The sequence below is a fragment of the Rhodobacteraceae bacterium Araon29 genome, assembly GCA_039640505.1.
Taxonomy (GTDB): Bacteria; Pseudomonadota; Alphaproteobacteria; order Rhodobacterales; family Rhodobacteraceae; genus CABZJG01.
The window spans coordinates 1758917-1772735 of record CP046865.1; the positions used below are offsets into that span (position 1 = coordinate 1758917).

General features: G+C 49.3%; 14 protein-coding genes. 5 read left to right on the forward strand and 9 right to left on the reverse strand.

Annotated elements, in window-relative coordinates:
- The first annotated feature begins 54 nt into the window (after window positions 1–54).
- Together katG and lipA are read left to right on the forward strand one after the other, a co-directional pair.
- Complete coding sequence (gene katG / locus GN278_08550; protein XAT60780.1) at window positions 55–2187, forward strand: catalase/peroxidase HPI; 2133 nt, start codon at window positions 55–57, stop codon at window positions 2185–2187.
- A 187-nt stretch (window positions 2188–2374) separates the two neighbouring features.
- Complete coding sequence (gene lipA / locus GN278_08555) at window positions 2375–3328, forward strand: lipoyl synthase (GenBank protein XAT60781.1); 954 nt, start codon at window positions 2375–2377, stop codon at window positions 3326–3328.
- Here lipA and GN278_08560 read toward each other — a convergent pair whose 3' ends face one another.
- From GN278_08560 to paaZ, 3 genes are all read right to left on the reverse strand, one after another.
- Entirely contained in the window at window positions 3329–3532 is a 204-nt protein-coding gene (locus GN278_08560) for a hypothetical protein (protein ID XAT60782.1), read from the reverse strand. It abuts the gene before it with no gap.
- 92 nt (window positions 3533–3624) lie between these two features.
- Window positions 3625–4455, reverse strand: coding sequence for a hypothetical protein (locus GN278_08565; GenBank protein ID XAT60783.1), 831 nt, complete (start codon window positions 4453–4455; stop codon window positions 3625–3627).
- A gap of 41 nt (window positions 4456–4496) precedes the next feature.
- Window positions 4497–6527 carry a phenylacetic acid degradation bifunctional protein PaaZ gene (paaZ, locus tag GN278_08570; protein XAT60784.1) on the reverse strand — a complete coding sequence of 677 codons (2031 nt, stop codon included), beginning with the start codon at window positions 6525–6527 and terminating at the stop codon, window positions 4497–4499.
- Between the two features lie 105 nt (window positions 6528–6632).
- Here paaZ and paaI point away from each other — a divergent pair, with 105 nt between their 5' ends.
- Genes paaI through GN278_08585 form a run of 3 tightly spaced genes read left to right on the forward strand, consistent with a single transcriptional unit; the run spans window position 6633 to window position 8986 of the window.
- Entirely contained in the window at window positions 6633–7058 is a 426-nt protein-coding gene (paaI, locus tag GN278_08575; protein XAT60785.1) for a hydroxyphenylacetyl-CoA thioesterase PaaI, read from the forward strand.
- A 13-nt stretch (window positions 7059–7071) separates the two neighbouring features.
- Window positions 7072–8382, forward strand: coding sequence for a phenylacetate--CoA ligase (gene paaF, locus GN278_08580; GenBank protein XAT60786.1), 1311 nt, complete (start codon window positions 7072–7074; stop codon window positions 8380–8382).
- A gap of 4 nt (window positions 8383–8386) precedes the next feature.
- Window positions 8387–8986, forward strand: coding sequence for a TetR family transcriptional regulator (locus tag GN278_08585; protein XAT60787.1), 600 nt, complete (start codon window positions 8387–8389; stop codon window positions 8984–8986).
- Here the strand turns inward: GN278_08585 and GN278_08590 are convergent.
- From GN278_08590 to pcaF, 6 genes are read right to left on the reverse strand one after another with little or no spacing between them, the layout of a single operon-like run.
- Entirely contained in the window at window positions 8980–10047 is a 1068-nt protein-coding gene (locus tag GN278_08590; protein ID XAT60788.1) for a 2Fe-2S iron-sulfur cluster binding domain-containing protein, read from the reverse strand. The two genes, GN278_08585 and GN278_08590, sit on opposite strands and share 7 nt — an antisense overlap.
- 10 nt (window positions 10048–10057) lie before the next feature.
- The gene (gene paaJ / locus GN278_08595; GenBank protein XAT60789.1) at window positions 10058–10531 is read right to left on the reverse strand and encodes a phenylacetate-CoA oxygenase subunit PaaJ; all 474 of its coding nucleotides are present in this window, start codon (window positions 10529–10531) and stop codon (window positions 10058–10060) included.
- Entirely contained in the window at window positions 10518–11273 is a 756-nt protein-coding gene (paaC, locus tag GN278_08600; protein ID XAT60790.1) for a phenylacetate-CoA oxygenase subunit PaaC, read from the reverse strand. The genes paaJ and paaC overlap by 14 nt, the downstream gene beginning before the upstream one ends.
- On the reverse strand, window positions 11273–11557 hold the full coding sequence (locus tag GN278_08605) for a 1,2-phenylacetyl-CoA epoxidase subunit B (protein ID XAT60791.1): 285 nt from the start codon (window positions 11555–11557) through the stop codon (window positions 11273–11275). Before GN278_08605 ends, paaC begins: the two co-directional genes overlap by 1 nt.
- Before the next feature lie 10 nt (window positions 11558–11567).
- Window positions 11568–12560 carry a 1,2-phenylacetyl-CoA epoxidase subunit A gene (gene paaA, locus GN278_08610; protein ID XAT60792.1) on the reverse strand — a complete coding sequence of 331 codons (993 nt, stop codon included), beginning with the start codon at window positions 12558–12560 and terminating at the stop codon, window positions 11568–11570.
- Between the two features lie 14 nt (window positions 12561–12574).
- A complete protein-coding gene (pcaF, locus tag GN278_08615) occupies window positions 12575–13780 on the reverse strand; it encodes a 3-oxoadipyl-CoA thiolase (GenBank protein ID XAT60793.1) in 1206 nt (401 codons plus the stop codon).
- Window positions 13781–13819 lie beyond the last annotated feature (39 nt).

The following is a 13819-nucleotide window of genomic DNA, read 5'->3' on the forward strand; positions in this document are numbered from 1 at the left end:
ATTGGCTAAACTGATAATGCACCGGGCGTATAAGTAAAAACTTAGGAGATTTACATGAGCGAAAGTACAGCCAAGTGCCCAGTAATGCACGGAGCAGTGACATCAGCCAATAGCGGAACACTAAACAGCGACTGGTGGCCAAACCAGCTTAATTTAAATATTCTTCGCCAGCATGGCAAAAAATCAAATCCAATGGATGCTGGGTTTGATTATCGCACAGAATTTAGTGCTTTAGATTATGACGCGCTCAAGTCTGATCTGCATGATCTTATGACCAACTCACAAGATTGGTGGCCAGCGGATTACGGTCATTACGGCGGGTTTTTTATTCGTATGACTTGGCATGCTGCTGGCACCTATCGGACCGGCGATGGGCGAGGCGGCGGTGGTACAGGGGCGCAACGTTTTGCTCCGCTCAACTCTTGGCCTGATAACGGAAATCTGGACAAGGCGCGCCGTTTGCTTTGGCCGATCAAGCAAAAATATGGCAATAAAATTTCTTGGGCAGACCTGCTAATTTTGACTGGTAATGTGGCGATTGAGTCCATGGGCGGTAAAACCTTTGGATTTGGCGGTGGACGTGAAGATATCTGGCATCCTGAAGAAGATATTTATTGGGGTGCTGAAACCGACTGGCTTGGGGATAAACGCTATGGCGAGACGCGCCAGTCTTTAGAAAATCCGCTTGCTGCGGTTCAGATGGGATTGATTTATGTGAACCCCGAGGGCCCCAACGGCAATCCTGATCCGCTTCTCAGTGCGCAAGATATTCGCGAAACATTCGGCAGAATGGCGATGGATGATGAAGAAACTGTGGCGCTGGTTGCCGGTGGTCACACCTTTGGCAAAGCCCATGGGGCAGGCGATCCGGACCTTGTTGGCTCAGAGCCAGAAGGTGCAGAGATCGAGGAAATGGGTTTGGGCTGGATTAACAAACATGCCTCTGGCAAGGGCCGTGATACCACAACCAGCGGCGTAGAAGGCCCTTGGACAGCCAACCCGACCCAATGGGATAATGGCTATTTTGATCTGCTTTTCAAATATGACTGGGCGCTGACCAAAAGCCCGTCGGGGGCTAATATCTGGCACCCTGTTGACGTAGTTGAAGAGGATATGGCGCCAGAAGTTGATGATGCAAGCCGCAAGGTTACACCAATGATGACCACAGCGGATATGGCCCTGATCAAAGATCCCGACTACCGGAAAATTTCTGAGCGTTTTCATCAAAATCCTGACCAGTTGGCCGATGCCTTTGCCAGAGCATGGTTTAAATTGCTCCACCGGGATATGGGCCCCAAGGTCCGTTATCTTGGGCCAGAAGTGCCTGAGGAAGAGTTGATTTGGCAAGACCCCGTGCCGGCCGGCAATGGTGATTTTGATGTTGCAGCCGTTAAAGACGCGCTGAAAGCAAGCGGTCTTTCTGTGCAGGAAATGGTCGAAACAGCTTGGGCCTCTGCGGCAACATTTCGTGGATCAGATATGCGCGGCGGTGCAAATGGGGCGCGTATTCGGCTTGCGCCACAAAAGGACTGGGCGGTGAATAAACCTGACCAACTTGGCCGCGTGCTTGCCGTGCTTGAAGGGATTGCACATCAGCATAATGCAAGTGTTGCTGATGTGATTGTTCTGGCAGGTAATGTCGGGATTGAACGCGCTAGTGGCGCAGATGTGCCCTTTACGGCAGGTCGCGGGGATGCCAGTGCCGCGCAGACAGATGCCGTGTCCTTTGCCGTCTTAGAGCCTGTAGCTGATGGGTTCCGCAATTATCAAAAATCTGATTTCTCGCGGTCTCCGGAAGAAATGCTTTTGGATAAAGCCCAGCTTATGGGACTGACAGCACCGGAAATGACGGTGTTGGTTGGAGGGTTGCGCGCCTTAGGCATTAGCGCAAGCGGCGATGGGGTTTGGACCGATGGGCAAACACTTAGCAACGACTGGTTTGTCACATTGCTGGATATGAGTGTTGCTTGGTCTGCTACAGGCTCGAATAGCTATCAGGCAAAAGACCGGACAAGCGGAGAGGATGCGCGCAGCGCCTCAAGGGTGGATTTGGTTTTTGGCTCAAACTCAGAGCTTCGGGCCATTGCCGAGGTTTATGCCCAAGATGATAACAAAGGTAAATTTGTGAGGGATTTCATTGCCGCTTGGACCAAGGTTATGAATGCGGATCGCTTCGATCAAATTTAATTTAAAAATGCTCCCCGTGCAGGCGGCACGTGCGGGGGGCACACTACTGGCTTGGATGATTTCTTCCATACTGCCTTAAGCGCACAGCTGTGGGCAGTTTTAGTTGATCTGCATAGCAGATATGTGCGGATAAAGCTTGGTAAGCGGTCAAACTGTGGTATTATATCGGCAAAAATGGAAATCACCTTTGCCAGATCTTAAACAGCCCAAGCAGCGTCATCCGGAAAAAGCTCACCGCCCGGACAATGCTCAGCCAAAAAAACCTGACTGGATCCGTGTGAAAGCGCCCACCAGCGCAGGTTATAAGGCAACGCGTAATATCCTTAGGGATAATAATCTGGTCACCGTTTGCGAAGAGGCAGGCTGTCCCAATGTCGGTGAATGTTGGAGCCAGGGACATGCCACCATGATGATTATGGGCGAGGTCTGTACCCGCGCCTGTTCATTTTGCAATATTGCGACCGGAAAGCCACCCAACGCTTTAGACGTGTTCGAACCGGGTAGGGTGGCCGATGCGGTCGCAAAACTTGGATTGAATCATGTGGTCATCACCTCTGTCGATCGGGATGATATTGCCGATGGTGGGGCCGAACACTTTGCCCAAACAATTCGAGCGGTCCGGCACCGAAGCCCTTCTACAACCATAGAAATTCTTACGCCTGACTTTTTGAAATGCGACCCGAAAGTTTTAGAAACTGTGGTTGAGGCGCGCCCTGATGTGTTTAACCACAACCTTGAAACTGTGCCTGGTCTTTATCCCGAGGTGCGCCCGGGCGCCCGTTATTTCCATTCTCTTCGTCTGTTGCAGAGGGTGAAGGAATTAGATCCAAGCATGTTTACCAAATCGGGGATCATGGTGGGCTTGGGCGAGGATCGGCAGACCGTGACGCAAGTTATGGATGATATGCGTGCCGCAGATGTCGATTTTTTGACCATCGGGCAGTATCTGCAGCCCACTCCAAAGCACCACGCAGTGGACCGGTTTGTGCACCCAGATGAGTTTAAATCCTATGAAAAAGCCGCTTATGGTAAAGGCTTTTTGATGGTCTCTGCAACACCGCTTACACGATCATCTTATCATGCTGGGGATGATTTCGCTCAACTGCGGCAAGCGCGTTTGAAAAAGCTTTCTAGTGGGTAATTAAGGCTTGCCAGGTTGGGTTATTTTGACTTTTCCATGACCTTTGGGGTTTGCTGTTAGCACATCCGGCCAACCAACATAGTGTTCTATTCCTGCGATCAGTAGGCCACTGGCCACAATTGAAAAGACCATAATCACCATTTTCAAACTGGGCGGACGTCGAGCCCATTTCGCCATTCTTACAATTCTTCTGGGGCTGAGCATTTTAAAATCCTTTTCTCGTAAAATTACATTTATTTTTTTAAAATTAAATAATTATAGATAATTACGAGGGTTAATTAATGTGTTGGGGCTAATCAATCTTGTAGGGTTTCGATTTTACTATCACTTATAAATGCATCAAGTACGCTTAGGCTTGGTTTGCTCAGATTGCTTAAGACCTTATCAAACGCGCTGCGACAGTGCATCCCGGGCCAGCCTTCGGGGAAAAACCATTCTGGAACATCAGGGTAACGCAAAATAGCGCGCCGCCAGCAATGCACCAGCAGACTTCTGAGGATGGAGACTTGTAATGGATCAAATTGGTTTTTTGCATCTATCGCGCTTTGAAGGGCTGTGAACTGCTGCGTTAGAATTTGTAAGTTTTTGTCTCTTTCCGCGTTAAATAATTTATCTTTGACCCAGTTTGGAACTGCGCTTATCTCGCCCGAAATGACAAAGTGATCTCCGCAGTTCTTGGGCGCATTGCCACGCGCAAAAAAAATGTTTTGACCGAGGGCAATATACCCATTGGCCGGATCAGCCCATGGACCTTTTGCTCTGGCTTTTTCCGTAAGCACAAGATGCCAGTGATCGCCGCGTTGAACATCTAATCCATAGATCCGCTGACTGGCAATTTGCGATTGCAGTAATCCTTTGGCGGTCAATGAATAAATCGAATTACGTCCCAATTTTCGTACAGTTATCCACTCTTCCTTGCGCAGCCTGTGTAAAGCAACGCGTGTTGCTTCAGGCTTTATGCCGATCAAAGCGGTCATTTTATTGATTAAATGCGCGCTCAGCTCATCATCGGGGTTGCGCGCGAGGTCGCCAAAAATACTCGCAATGAAAGACCAAACACGCGGTGTCCTGCCAGAGAGTAAAATATCTAACGCCTGTTCAAAGGCTGTTTTTTCACTGCTTTCCATTGCTGTTAGCGTACACGGTTTTACCGGTAAAATTCAACCAGTTATTGGTGATCAGCTGTATAGGCATTCATGGTTAAAAGTTCATACTCTGCGACTAGATCCGTATCTTGATTATGAATTTGGACATGCCACCTTACTTCGCCATACTCTGCCGTTCTGCGGGTTTTTTGTTTGACGGTCAGCGCCACATGAATGCTATCGCCCGCGACTACGGGTTTTGCGAATTTCAGCCGATCCAATCCGGTATTGGCCAAAACCGGCCCTTCGTCTGGATCAACAAACAATCCCGCTGCAAACGATAATAGTAAATATCCATGAGCGACTTTACCGGGGAAAAACGGGTTTCGCTTGGCGGCCGCATCATCCATATGGGCATAAAATGTATCGCCCGTGAAATTGGCAAAATGTTCGATATCTTCAGCGCTGATCTGACGTCCCTCTGTGTGCAGCGTATCACCGGGGGTTAAATCATCGAACCGGCGCCGGAACGGATGCGGCGGCCTGCTATTTTGCGCTGTGCCTTTTATCCAATTACCTGTTATGGCGCTTAGCATATCAGGTGTGCCTTGTACGGCGGTCCTTTGCATATACTGCATCACGCCCCGTAACCCGCCCATTTCTTCACCGCCGCCGGCTCGGCCGGGACCGCCGTGAATTAGATGCGGAAGCGGCGCACCATGTCCGGTGGCCTCATGCGCGCTGTGCCGATTATTTATATAAATGCGGCCATGATAGGCGCCCACACCAAGAGCTATGTGTGCTGCATGATCAGGTTGGTTGGTAAAGAGTGAAACCACCAAGCTGCCGCCCCCGTGATTGGCCAGCGCAACTGCGTGATCCAGATCCTTGTAGGGTATAATAGTGGATACTGGACCAAAAGCCTCATGCTGATGCACCAACTTTGCGTCATCCGGCGCGCGTGCGCAGAGCAATTTGGGCCCAACAAAGGCGCCTTTGGCCAAATCCATGGGTGCCTGCATATCCAACAGGACATCACATTCGGTTTTAAACTGTTCATATTTAATCAAGACATCTTTTTTCTGCGGCTGAGAAATTAAAGCGCCCATCTGTGTGTTTTGATCGCGGGGGTCGCCAATTCGGATCGTTTCAAGTTTCTGCTTGAGCGCAGTGCCAACCTCTTCTGCCCGCGCTTGCGGCACCAGTATCCGGCGGATCGCTGTGCATTTTTGACCTGCCTTGACGGTCATTTCTTGACATACTTCTTTGATGAAAAGGTCAAATTCCAGACTGCCTTGATGCGCATCTGGGGCTAGAATGGATGCGTTTAAACTGTCTTGTTCGGCAATAAAGCGCACTGAGTTTTTGATCAGTGCGGGCGTTTTTCGCAGGGTATGCGCAGTTTGCTCTGACCCTGTGAAACTTAGCACATCCTGGCAGTCCAGATGATCAAGTAAGTTACCGATTGGCCCAGTGATAAGTTGAATACTGCCTGGCGGCAAAATATTGCTTGCCTCAATGATGCGCACTGCCGCCTCAGTGACATAGCAGCTGGCAGTTGCTGGTTTTACGATTACTGGCATGCCCGCCAATATTGCCGGCGCCAATTTTTCCAACATGCCCCAAACTGGAAAATTAAAAGCATTAATCTGAACCGCAACTCCGCGGCACGGTGCTGCTATATGTTGGCCAAGAAAAGAGCCCGAGCGCGACAATTGCTCAACCTTGCCGTCACAGTAAACTTGGCTGTCCGGCAATTCGCGGCGCCCAATCGAGGCGTAGCCAAAAACCGTTGCAATCCCGCCATCGATATCAACCAAGTGATCTTTCGCCGTTGCGCCTGTCAAAAAAGAAAGTTGATATAGCTCTTCTTTGTGCTCGTTTAGTTTCGTTGCCAGCGCTTTTAGAAGCTTTGCCCGATCATGAAACCCCATTTTCCTTAGCGCAGTCCCGCCTTTGCCTTTGGCAAATTCCAATAGGGCCGACGTATGGTTTTTGCTGCTTCCAGCCCGCGCAATAACTGATCCATCAATCGCCGAATAGATTTCATGCGCATTTTGATCCGCTGCGATCCATTGCCCTGCTACAAAACTTTCTACCTGTTGAATAACCATTTTGCTGTCCTTTAAATCCAATTAATAATTTATTGACCAACCGTTCGGTTTATGCAAGCTTTGACTTGAATATTTGTCAAACAATACCTTTGGAAAGGATGTGCTGTGACCCCCAAAGAACGCGCTGAAAAATCTGCTTATGCCATGTGGGCAAGCGATCGGGCTTCGCAGTGGGTTGGAATTGAGCTTCAAGATATTGATGAGGGGTTTGCTCGTTTGACCCTTTGTCTCAAAGCGCATCATTGCAATGGCCATGGGATTGGGCATGGCGGCATAACTTTTTTGCTGGCAGACAGTGCATTTGCTTTTGCCTGCAATAGCCGTAATCAAATTACTGTTGCCATGCATAATATGATCAGCTTTCTAAACCCTACGCATGAGGGCGATATTTTGATTGCCGAGGCCAGAGAGACCAGCCTAAACGGCAAAAACGGTATTTATGATGTGCGGGTCATGAACCAGCACAATAAGGTAGTGGCCGAGATGCGCGGCATGTCGCGGGCGATCAAAGGCCAAGTTTTTCAAGACTAAGAAAGGCAAGAGGATGAAAGACCTAACACCTGACAGGGCAGAGCTTGATCAAATTGAAATAGCGCCAATAGATGAAATCCGCGACTTGCAATTAAAGCGGCTTAAATGGTCATTGGCCCACGCCTATGCCAACGTTGGCTTTTATCGCGATAGTTTTGACCAACTTGGGGTGCATCCCGATGATTTAAAATCTCTAGATGATTTGGCAAAGTTTCCTTTTACAACAAAAGCCAACCTGCGTGACCATTACCCATTTGGGCTTTTCGCAGTTGATAAGTCGCAAATTGTCCGGGTGCATGCCTCATCGGGCACCACGGGCAAGCCGACCGTTGTTGGATATACTCAAAACGATATCTCAATCTGGGCAGATTTGGTGGCGCGCTCGCTGCGCGCATCGGGTGTGCGGGCAGGGGATATGGTCCACAATGCCTATGGTTATGGTCTTTTCACTGGCGGTTTGGGCGCGCATTACGGAATTGAAAAACTGGGTGCAATGGTGGTGCCAGTTTCGGGTGGCCAGACCGCACGTCAGGTCATGTTGATCGAGGATTTCAAACCCAAGGCCATCATGGTGACACCGTCCTATATGCTTAATATCTTAGAAGAGTACCACCGACAGGGCTTAGACCCGCGCCAAAGTTCGCTTGAAACAGCAATTTTTGGGGCAGAGCCGTGGACCAACGCAATGCGGGAAGAAATTGAACAGGCTTTTGATATGCATGCTGTTGATATTTATGGTTTATCAGAAATTATGGGCCCTGGCGTTGCCAATGAATGCGTTGAAACTAAAGATGGGCTTCATATTTGGGAAGATCATTTTTATCCAGAGATTATTGACCCGCAAACAGGTCAAGTCGTCAAAGACGGCACCAAAGGCGAGTTGGTTTTTACCACATTGACCAAAGAGGGCATGCCGCTCATCCGCTATCGTACGCGGGATTTAACGCAGCTGCTTCCTGGAACGGCCCGCAGCATGCGGCGGATGGAAAAAGTCACGGGCCGCAGTGATGATATGATTATCCTGCGCGGTGTGAATGTGTTTCCTACTCAGATCGAAGAGCAGGTGATCGCAACACAAAATCTGTCGCCATATTTTCAAATAGAACTAGTGCAAAAGGGGCGGATGGATGGCATGCGGGTGCATGTCGAGGTGTTGCCGGATGCAAACAGCCAAAACCAAAGAACTACCGCAACCCAAGAGCTTACCCAACGTATTAAAGATGTTGTTGGCGTGTCTTGCGAGGTTGAGGTCGCCGAACCCGGCAGTGTTCAACGCTCAGAGGGTAAAGCCAAACGCGTGGTGGATAACCGGCAAGGGAGCTAAGACCATGGCGCGGCCAATCGCTAAAGACTATGAGTTCAAACGGGATCATATTTTAAATTCAGCTGCCCGGCTTTTTGCAAAAGAAGGTTTCGCAGGAGCATCAATGTCGGCGCTTGCCCAAGAATGCAAGATTTCTAAAGCCAATATCTATCATTATTATTCAGGCAAGGACGCGTTATTATTTGATCTTTTAGATAGCTACCTTAAGACCCTTCACCAAAAGCTGACATCTTTAAAGTTAGAAGGGGCCCCGCCTAAGCAAAAATTCTTTCTTTTGGTTCGCGAAATTTTGCTCGCCTACCAAGGTATGGATTACCAGCATCAGGTGCAATTAAACGAAATGCAGCATTTGCCAAAAGCACAGCAAGATATTCTTCGCAGTTATCAACGCGATATGATTTCCATTTTGCGCAATGTAATTTCAGAAATAGCACCTGTTGTTGCAGCGCAGGATAAGTCCAAATTGCACGCGGTGACCATGTCGGTGTTCGCGATGCTGAACTGGTTTTATATGTGGAACCGCCAAGAGGGTACAGAGGCCCGTGAAAATTACGCAAAAGTCGTGACTGATCTCACTTTAGGCGGTATAATATCCGATCATTGATCGTATTGGATCACCAGATGATCCGAGACAGGATAGGACTGACACGACAAAGCATAGCCTTTGGTGATTTCATCATCTTCTAGCGCATGATTGGCAATCATCTCGATATCGCCTTCAATTACTTTGCAGCGACAGGTCGAACAAACCCCAGCCTGACAGGAAAATGGCGCATCAAGATTGTTTTCAAGGGCGGCCTCTAAAATACTTTGATCGCGGCGCATTTCGAACGAAGAAGATGCACCATCGATGGTGACAGTAACGGATGTTGTCGCTTGATTTTGATCATGGGCATTTGTCTTTGTTTTTAGCTCCAAGCGGCCTGGTTGATTGGATTTAAATAGCTCATACTTTATTTTTTCTTGGGGCAGCCCATGATGCGAAAGGCTCGCCGCAATTAATGTCATCATCGGTTCAGGGCCACAAATAAAGGCACAGGAGATCTGGGGTAGTGAAATCCAGCTTGCAAATACTGCATCTAATTTATCGGTGGTAATACGCCCGGAAAATAGGTCGATTTCCTGCGGGTCATCTTCCAAAATATGCAAAACACTCAAGCGGTTCATGTAGGTGTTTTTTAAATCTTCCAGCTCTTCACGAAACATAATCGAGCTTATACGGCGATTGGCGTAGAGCAGCGTAAAGCGGCTGTGCGGCTCACGTGCAAGCGTGGTTCTTATAATCGATAACAAAGGTGTAATGCCTGAGCCGCCGGCAAATCCGAGATAGTGGTTTTCTGCTTCGGCATCGAGCGGTGCGAAAAATCGACCTTGTGGTGGCATGGCGTGTAAAACATCACCCACAGCCAATTCACTGTTGGCCCAACTGGAAAAGGCCCCATTGGCAACATGTTTAATCCCCACTTGCAGTACCGTCTCATCAAGACCGCTGCATATCGAATAGGATCTACGGATTTCTTGTCCATCGAAGTCCTTTTTAAACGTTAGGTATTGGCCTTGGATAAAATCAAAATTTGTTTTGGGATCGGGGCTTAGGCTAACAACAACCGCATCGCGAATTGTCTTTTGAATATCAGTGACGGTCAGAGGGTAAAAACGGGCCATATCAGACTTTCTAAAGACACTTGAAGTAATCAAAAGGTTCAAGGCACTCTTGGCAGCGCCATTGCGCTTTACAGGGGGTAGAGCCGAATTGACTGATCCTTTCTACATCCACCGCGCCGCATTGTGGGCAACATTTCGGACCACCAGAGGGGTTTGGCGGTGCAATGCCATAGGACTGCAGTCTTTTTTTGCCGCGCTCTGAAATCCAATCAGTTGTCCACGCCGGATTAATCTGCTGCTTTATATCAATGTTCTCAATACCGTTCGAGTGCGCTGCTTTTTCAATTTCAAATCTAATGACTGTGGTGGCTGGGCATCCCGAATAGGTCGGGGTGATCGTGATCTGTAGGCGGTCATTTTGCCAAGCTACATCTCGAATAATGCCCAAGTCCACAATTGAAATTGCTGGTATTTCCGGGTCAGGAACTTGATCCAAAAAGCTCCAAATATGCTTTGTACAAGTTGCCATACTACCAACGCGCATCTGGATAGGCACGCTGCAAATATTGCATCTGTGCTAATAAATGGCCGAGATGTTCACTGTGCATCTTGCCGCTTTTACCGCCTTTCTGGGCAAAGCTGCCTTCCGGGGTGCTTAGCGTAGCCTGCCTAAGAACAGGCTCAATTGTTTGAAGGTAGTCATTTTTCAATTGGCTGGGCAACGGGCCAATATTGGCATCGGCTATGGCGTGATCGACCTCATCATCGCTCAACATCTCGCCAACAAATGGCCACAACCGCTCAAGAGCACTTTGCATGCGAAATCGGCTTTCCTCGGTGCCATCGCCTAAAGTGATAACTGTCTCGCCAGACCGTTCCAGATGGTAAGTCACTTCTTTTATCGCCTTGGTGGCAATGTCGCCAACACGTTGATCACCTGATGTTTGCAATGCCTTAAGGTGCAGAAAATGAAAGGCGTCAAACAGATATTGCCGCATCATGGTGTGGCCAAAATCTCTGTTCGGTTGTTCGACCAAAAGCAGGTTATGAAAGTCATAAACCTCGCGATGAAATGCCAATTCATCCGCCGTTTGTTTGCAACCTTCTAGCTGTCCGGCCAATCCCAGCCAAAGTTGCGTCTGACCGATTAGATCAAGTGCGATGTTGGCCAAGGCGATATCTTCTTCCAACGCTGGTGCATGTCCACACCATTCTGAAAGCCGTTGACCTAAGATCAAGGCATTGTCCCCCAGTCTTAAAGCGCAGTGTTTTAAGGGGCTTCCCATCACATCGCTCCGGCGTCGTCTGGAATATCATAAAAGCTGGGATGCCGGTATACTTTAGAGTTGCTTGGATCATAAAGTGGCCCCTTATTGGCAGGGCTGCTGGCACTGATATCCGCGGCTTTAACCACCCAGATGCTCACGCCTTCATTGCGCCGAGTATAAACATCTCGTGCGTTTCGAATGGCGGCTTCGGCGTCGGCAGCGTGCAGGCTACCCACATGGCGATGGCTTACCCCATGCTGACCGCGGATGAAAATTTCCCAAAGAGGCCATTCGTTTGACATTTGATCGCTCCTATTCTGCGGCCATTTTTGCAGTGGCTTTTTTACGGGCGTGGGCCAGCATTGCATCACGAACCCACGCGCCGTCATCCCAAGCCTTGCGGCGTGCTTCAAGGCGCTCTGTGTTGCATGGACCGTTGCCCTTGAGCACATTAAAAAACTCTTCCCAATCAGGTTGAGAGAAATCATAATGGCCGCGCTCTTCATTCCAAGACAGTTCTGTATCAGGGACTTTAAGTCCAAGAAGGTTGGCTTGCGGCACGGTTTGGTCGACGAATTTTTGCCGTAGTTCATCGTTTGAATTCATTTTAATCTTCCAAGCCATGGATTGCTCTGAATGGACGCTTTCTTTGTCAGAGGGGCCGAACATCATCAAAGAGGGAAACCAGAACCTGTTTAGAGCATCTTGTGCCATTCGCTTTTGCGCGGCAGTGCCTTCTGACATTTTCATCATAATGTCGTAGCCCTGACGCTGATGAAAGCTTTCTTCTTTGCAAATGCGCACCATAGCGCGTGCATATGGTCCAAATGATGTGCGCTGCAGGGGCACTTGGTTCATAATTGCAGCCCCATCAACGAGCCAACCGATCGCCCCCATATCTGCCCAGGTTAAGGTCGGGTAATTAAAGATCGAGCTGTATTTCATTTTGCCCGAAAGCAGATCTTTAGTCAGTTGATCACGGCTAATCCCCAAAGTTTCAGCCGCGCAGTAAAGATAAAGACCATGCCCTGCTTCATCCTGTACCTTGGCCAAAAGAATGGCTTTGCGCTCAAGGGTAGGGGCGCGTGTTATCCAGTTTCCTTCGGGCAATTGTCCAACAATTTCCGAATGCGCGTGTTGGCCAATTTGGCGGATGAGCGTTTTGCGATAACTCTCTGGCATCCAATCTTTGGGTTCAATCTTTTCACCTTGATCAATCCGCTCTTGAAAGTGGCGTTCTTCTAGGCTCATCTCAGAAAGTGGCTTTACATTTTTACCCGTGCTTTTGACCATTTGTGCATACATTAGAATTTCCCCGCTTAAATGCGCTCTATTATCATCGCAACGCCCTGACCCACGCCAACACACATTGTGCAAAGCGCATAGCGTCCTTTGGTGCGCTCAAGTTGATTGACAGCGCTGACAACCATACGCGCGCCCGACATCCCTAGTGGGTGGCCCATGGCAATGGCCCCACCATTTGGATTAACGAAATCTGCATCATCTGGAACACCCAAAGCCCGCAGTGTGGCCAGCGCCTGCGCGGCAAAGGCTTCGTTCAACTCAATCACATCCATATCCGTGATCTTCAGACCGGTTTTGGCAAGAACCTTTTGCGTTGCAGGAACAGGCCCAATTCCCATAATGCGCGGTGCAACGCCGGCAGATTGCATGGCGATAACCCGCCCCTTTGGCGATAGCCCTTGTTTTATGGCGGTGGCTTCTGAGGCCATTAATATTGCAGCTGCGCCATCGTTGACCCCCGAGGCATTGCCCGCGGTCACGGATAGGTCGGTCCCGTTTATGCCGCGCAACTTGGCCAGTTTTTCACGTGCGGTGCCCGGGCGAGGATGTTCATCACAGTCAACAATGATTGGATCGCCCTTACGCTGGGGCAAAGTGACTGGTGTGATTTCTGCAGAGAATAGGCCGCGTTCCTGCGCAGACGCCCAGCGCTCTTGCGAGCGTTCGGCAAAGGCATCTTGATCTTCGCGGCTGATCGAAAACTCTTCGGCCACATTATCTGCTGTTTGGGGCATGCTATCGGTGCCATACGACTGTTGCATTTTAGGGTTGATAAAACGCCAACCGATTGTGGTGTCATAAATCTCTGCCGCGCGGTCAAAGGCAGCTTTCGCCTTGGGCATGACAAAGGGTGCGCGGCTCATGCTTTCAACACCGCCAGCGATTGCAAGATCATACTCACCAAGCTTTATCGCCCGCGCGGCTTGGCCAACGGCTTCTAGCCCAGAGGCACAAAGTCTATTGACTGTTACGCCCGATACAGTCTCTGGCAAGCCCGCTAGCAGCGCCGCCATGCGGGCCACATTTCGGTTATCTTCGCCGGCTTGATTGACGCAGCCGTAAACCACATCATCCAAGTTCGACCAATCAACGGTTGGATTGCGCTCTATTAAAGCGGAAACTGGAAGGGCCGCGAGATCATCGCAACGCACGTTTGAAAGCGCGCCAGCAAATTTTCCAATCGGTGTGCGTTGGGCATCGCAAATATAGGCTGAAGTCATGTCTACCGCTCCCTGCATTCTAAACACCATATACAGGGA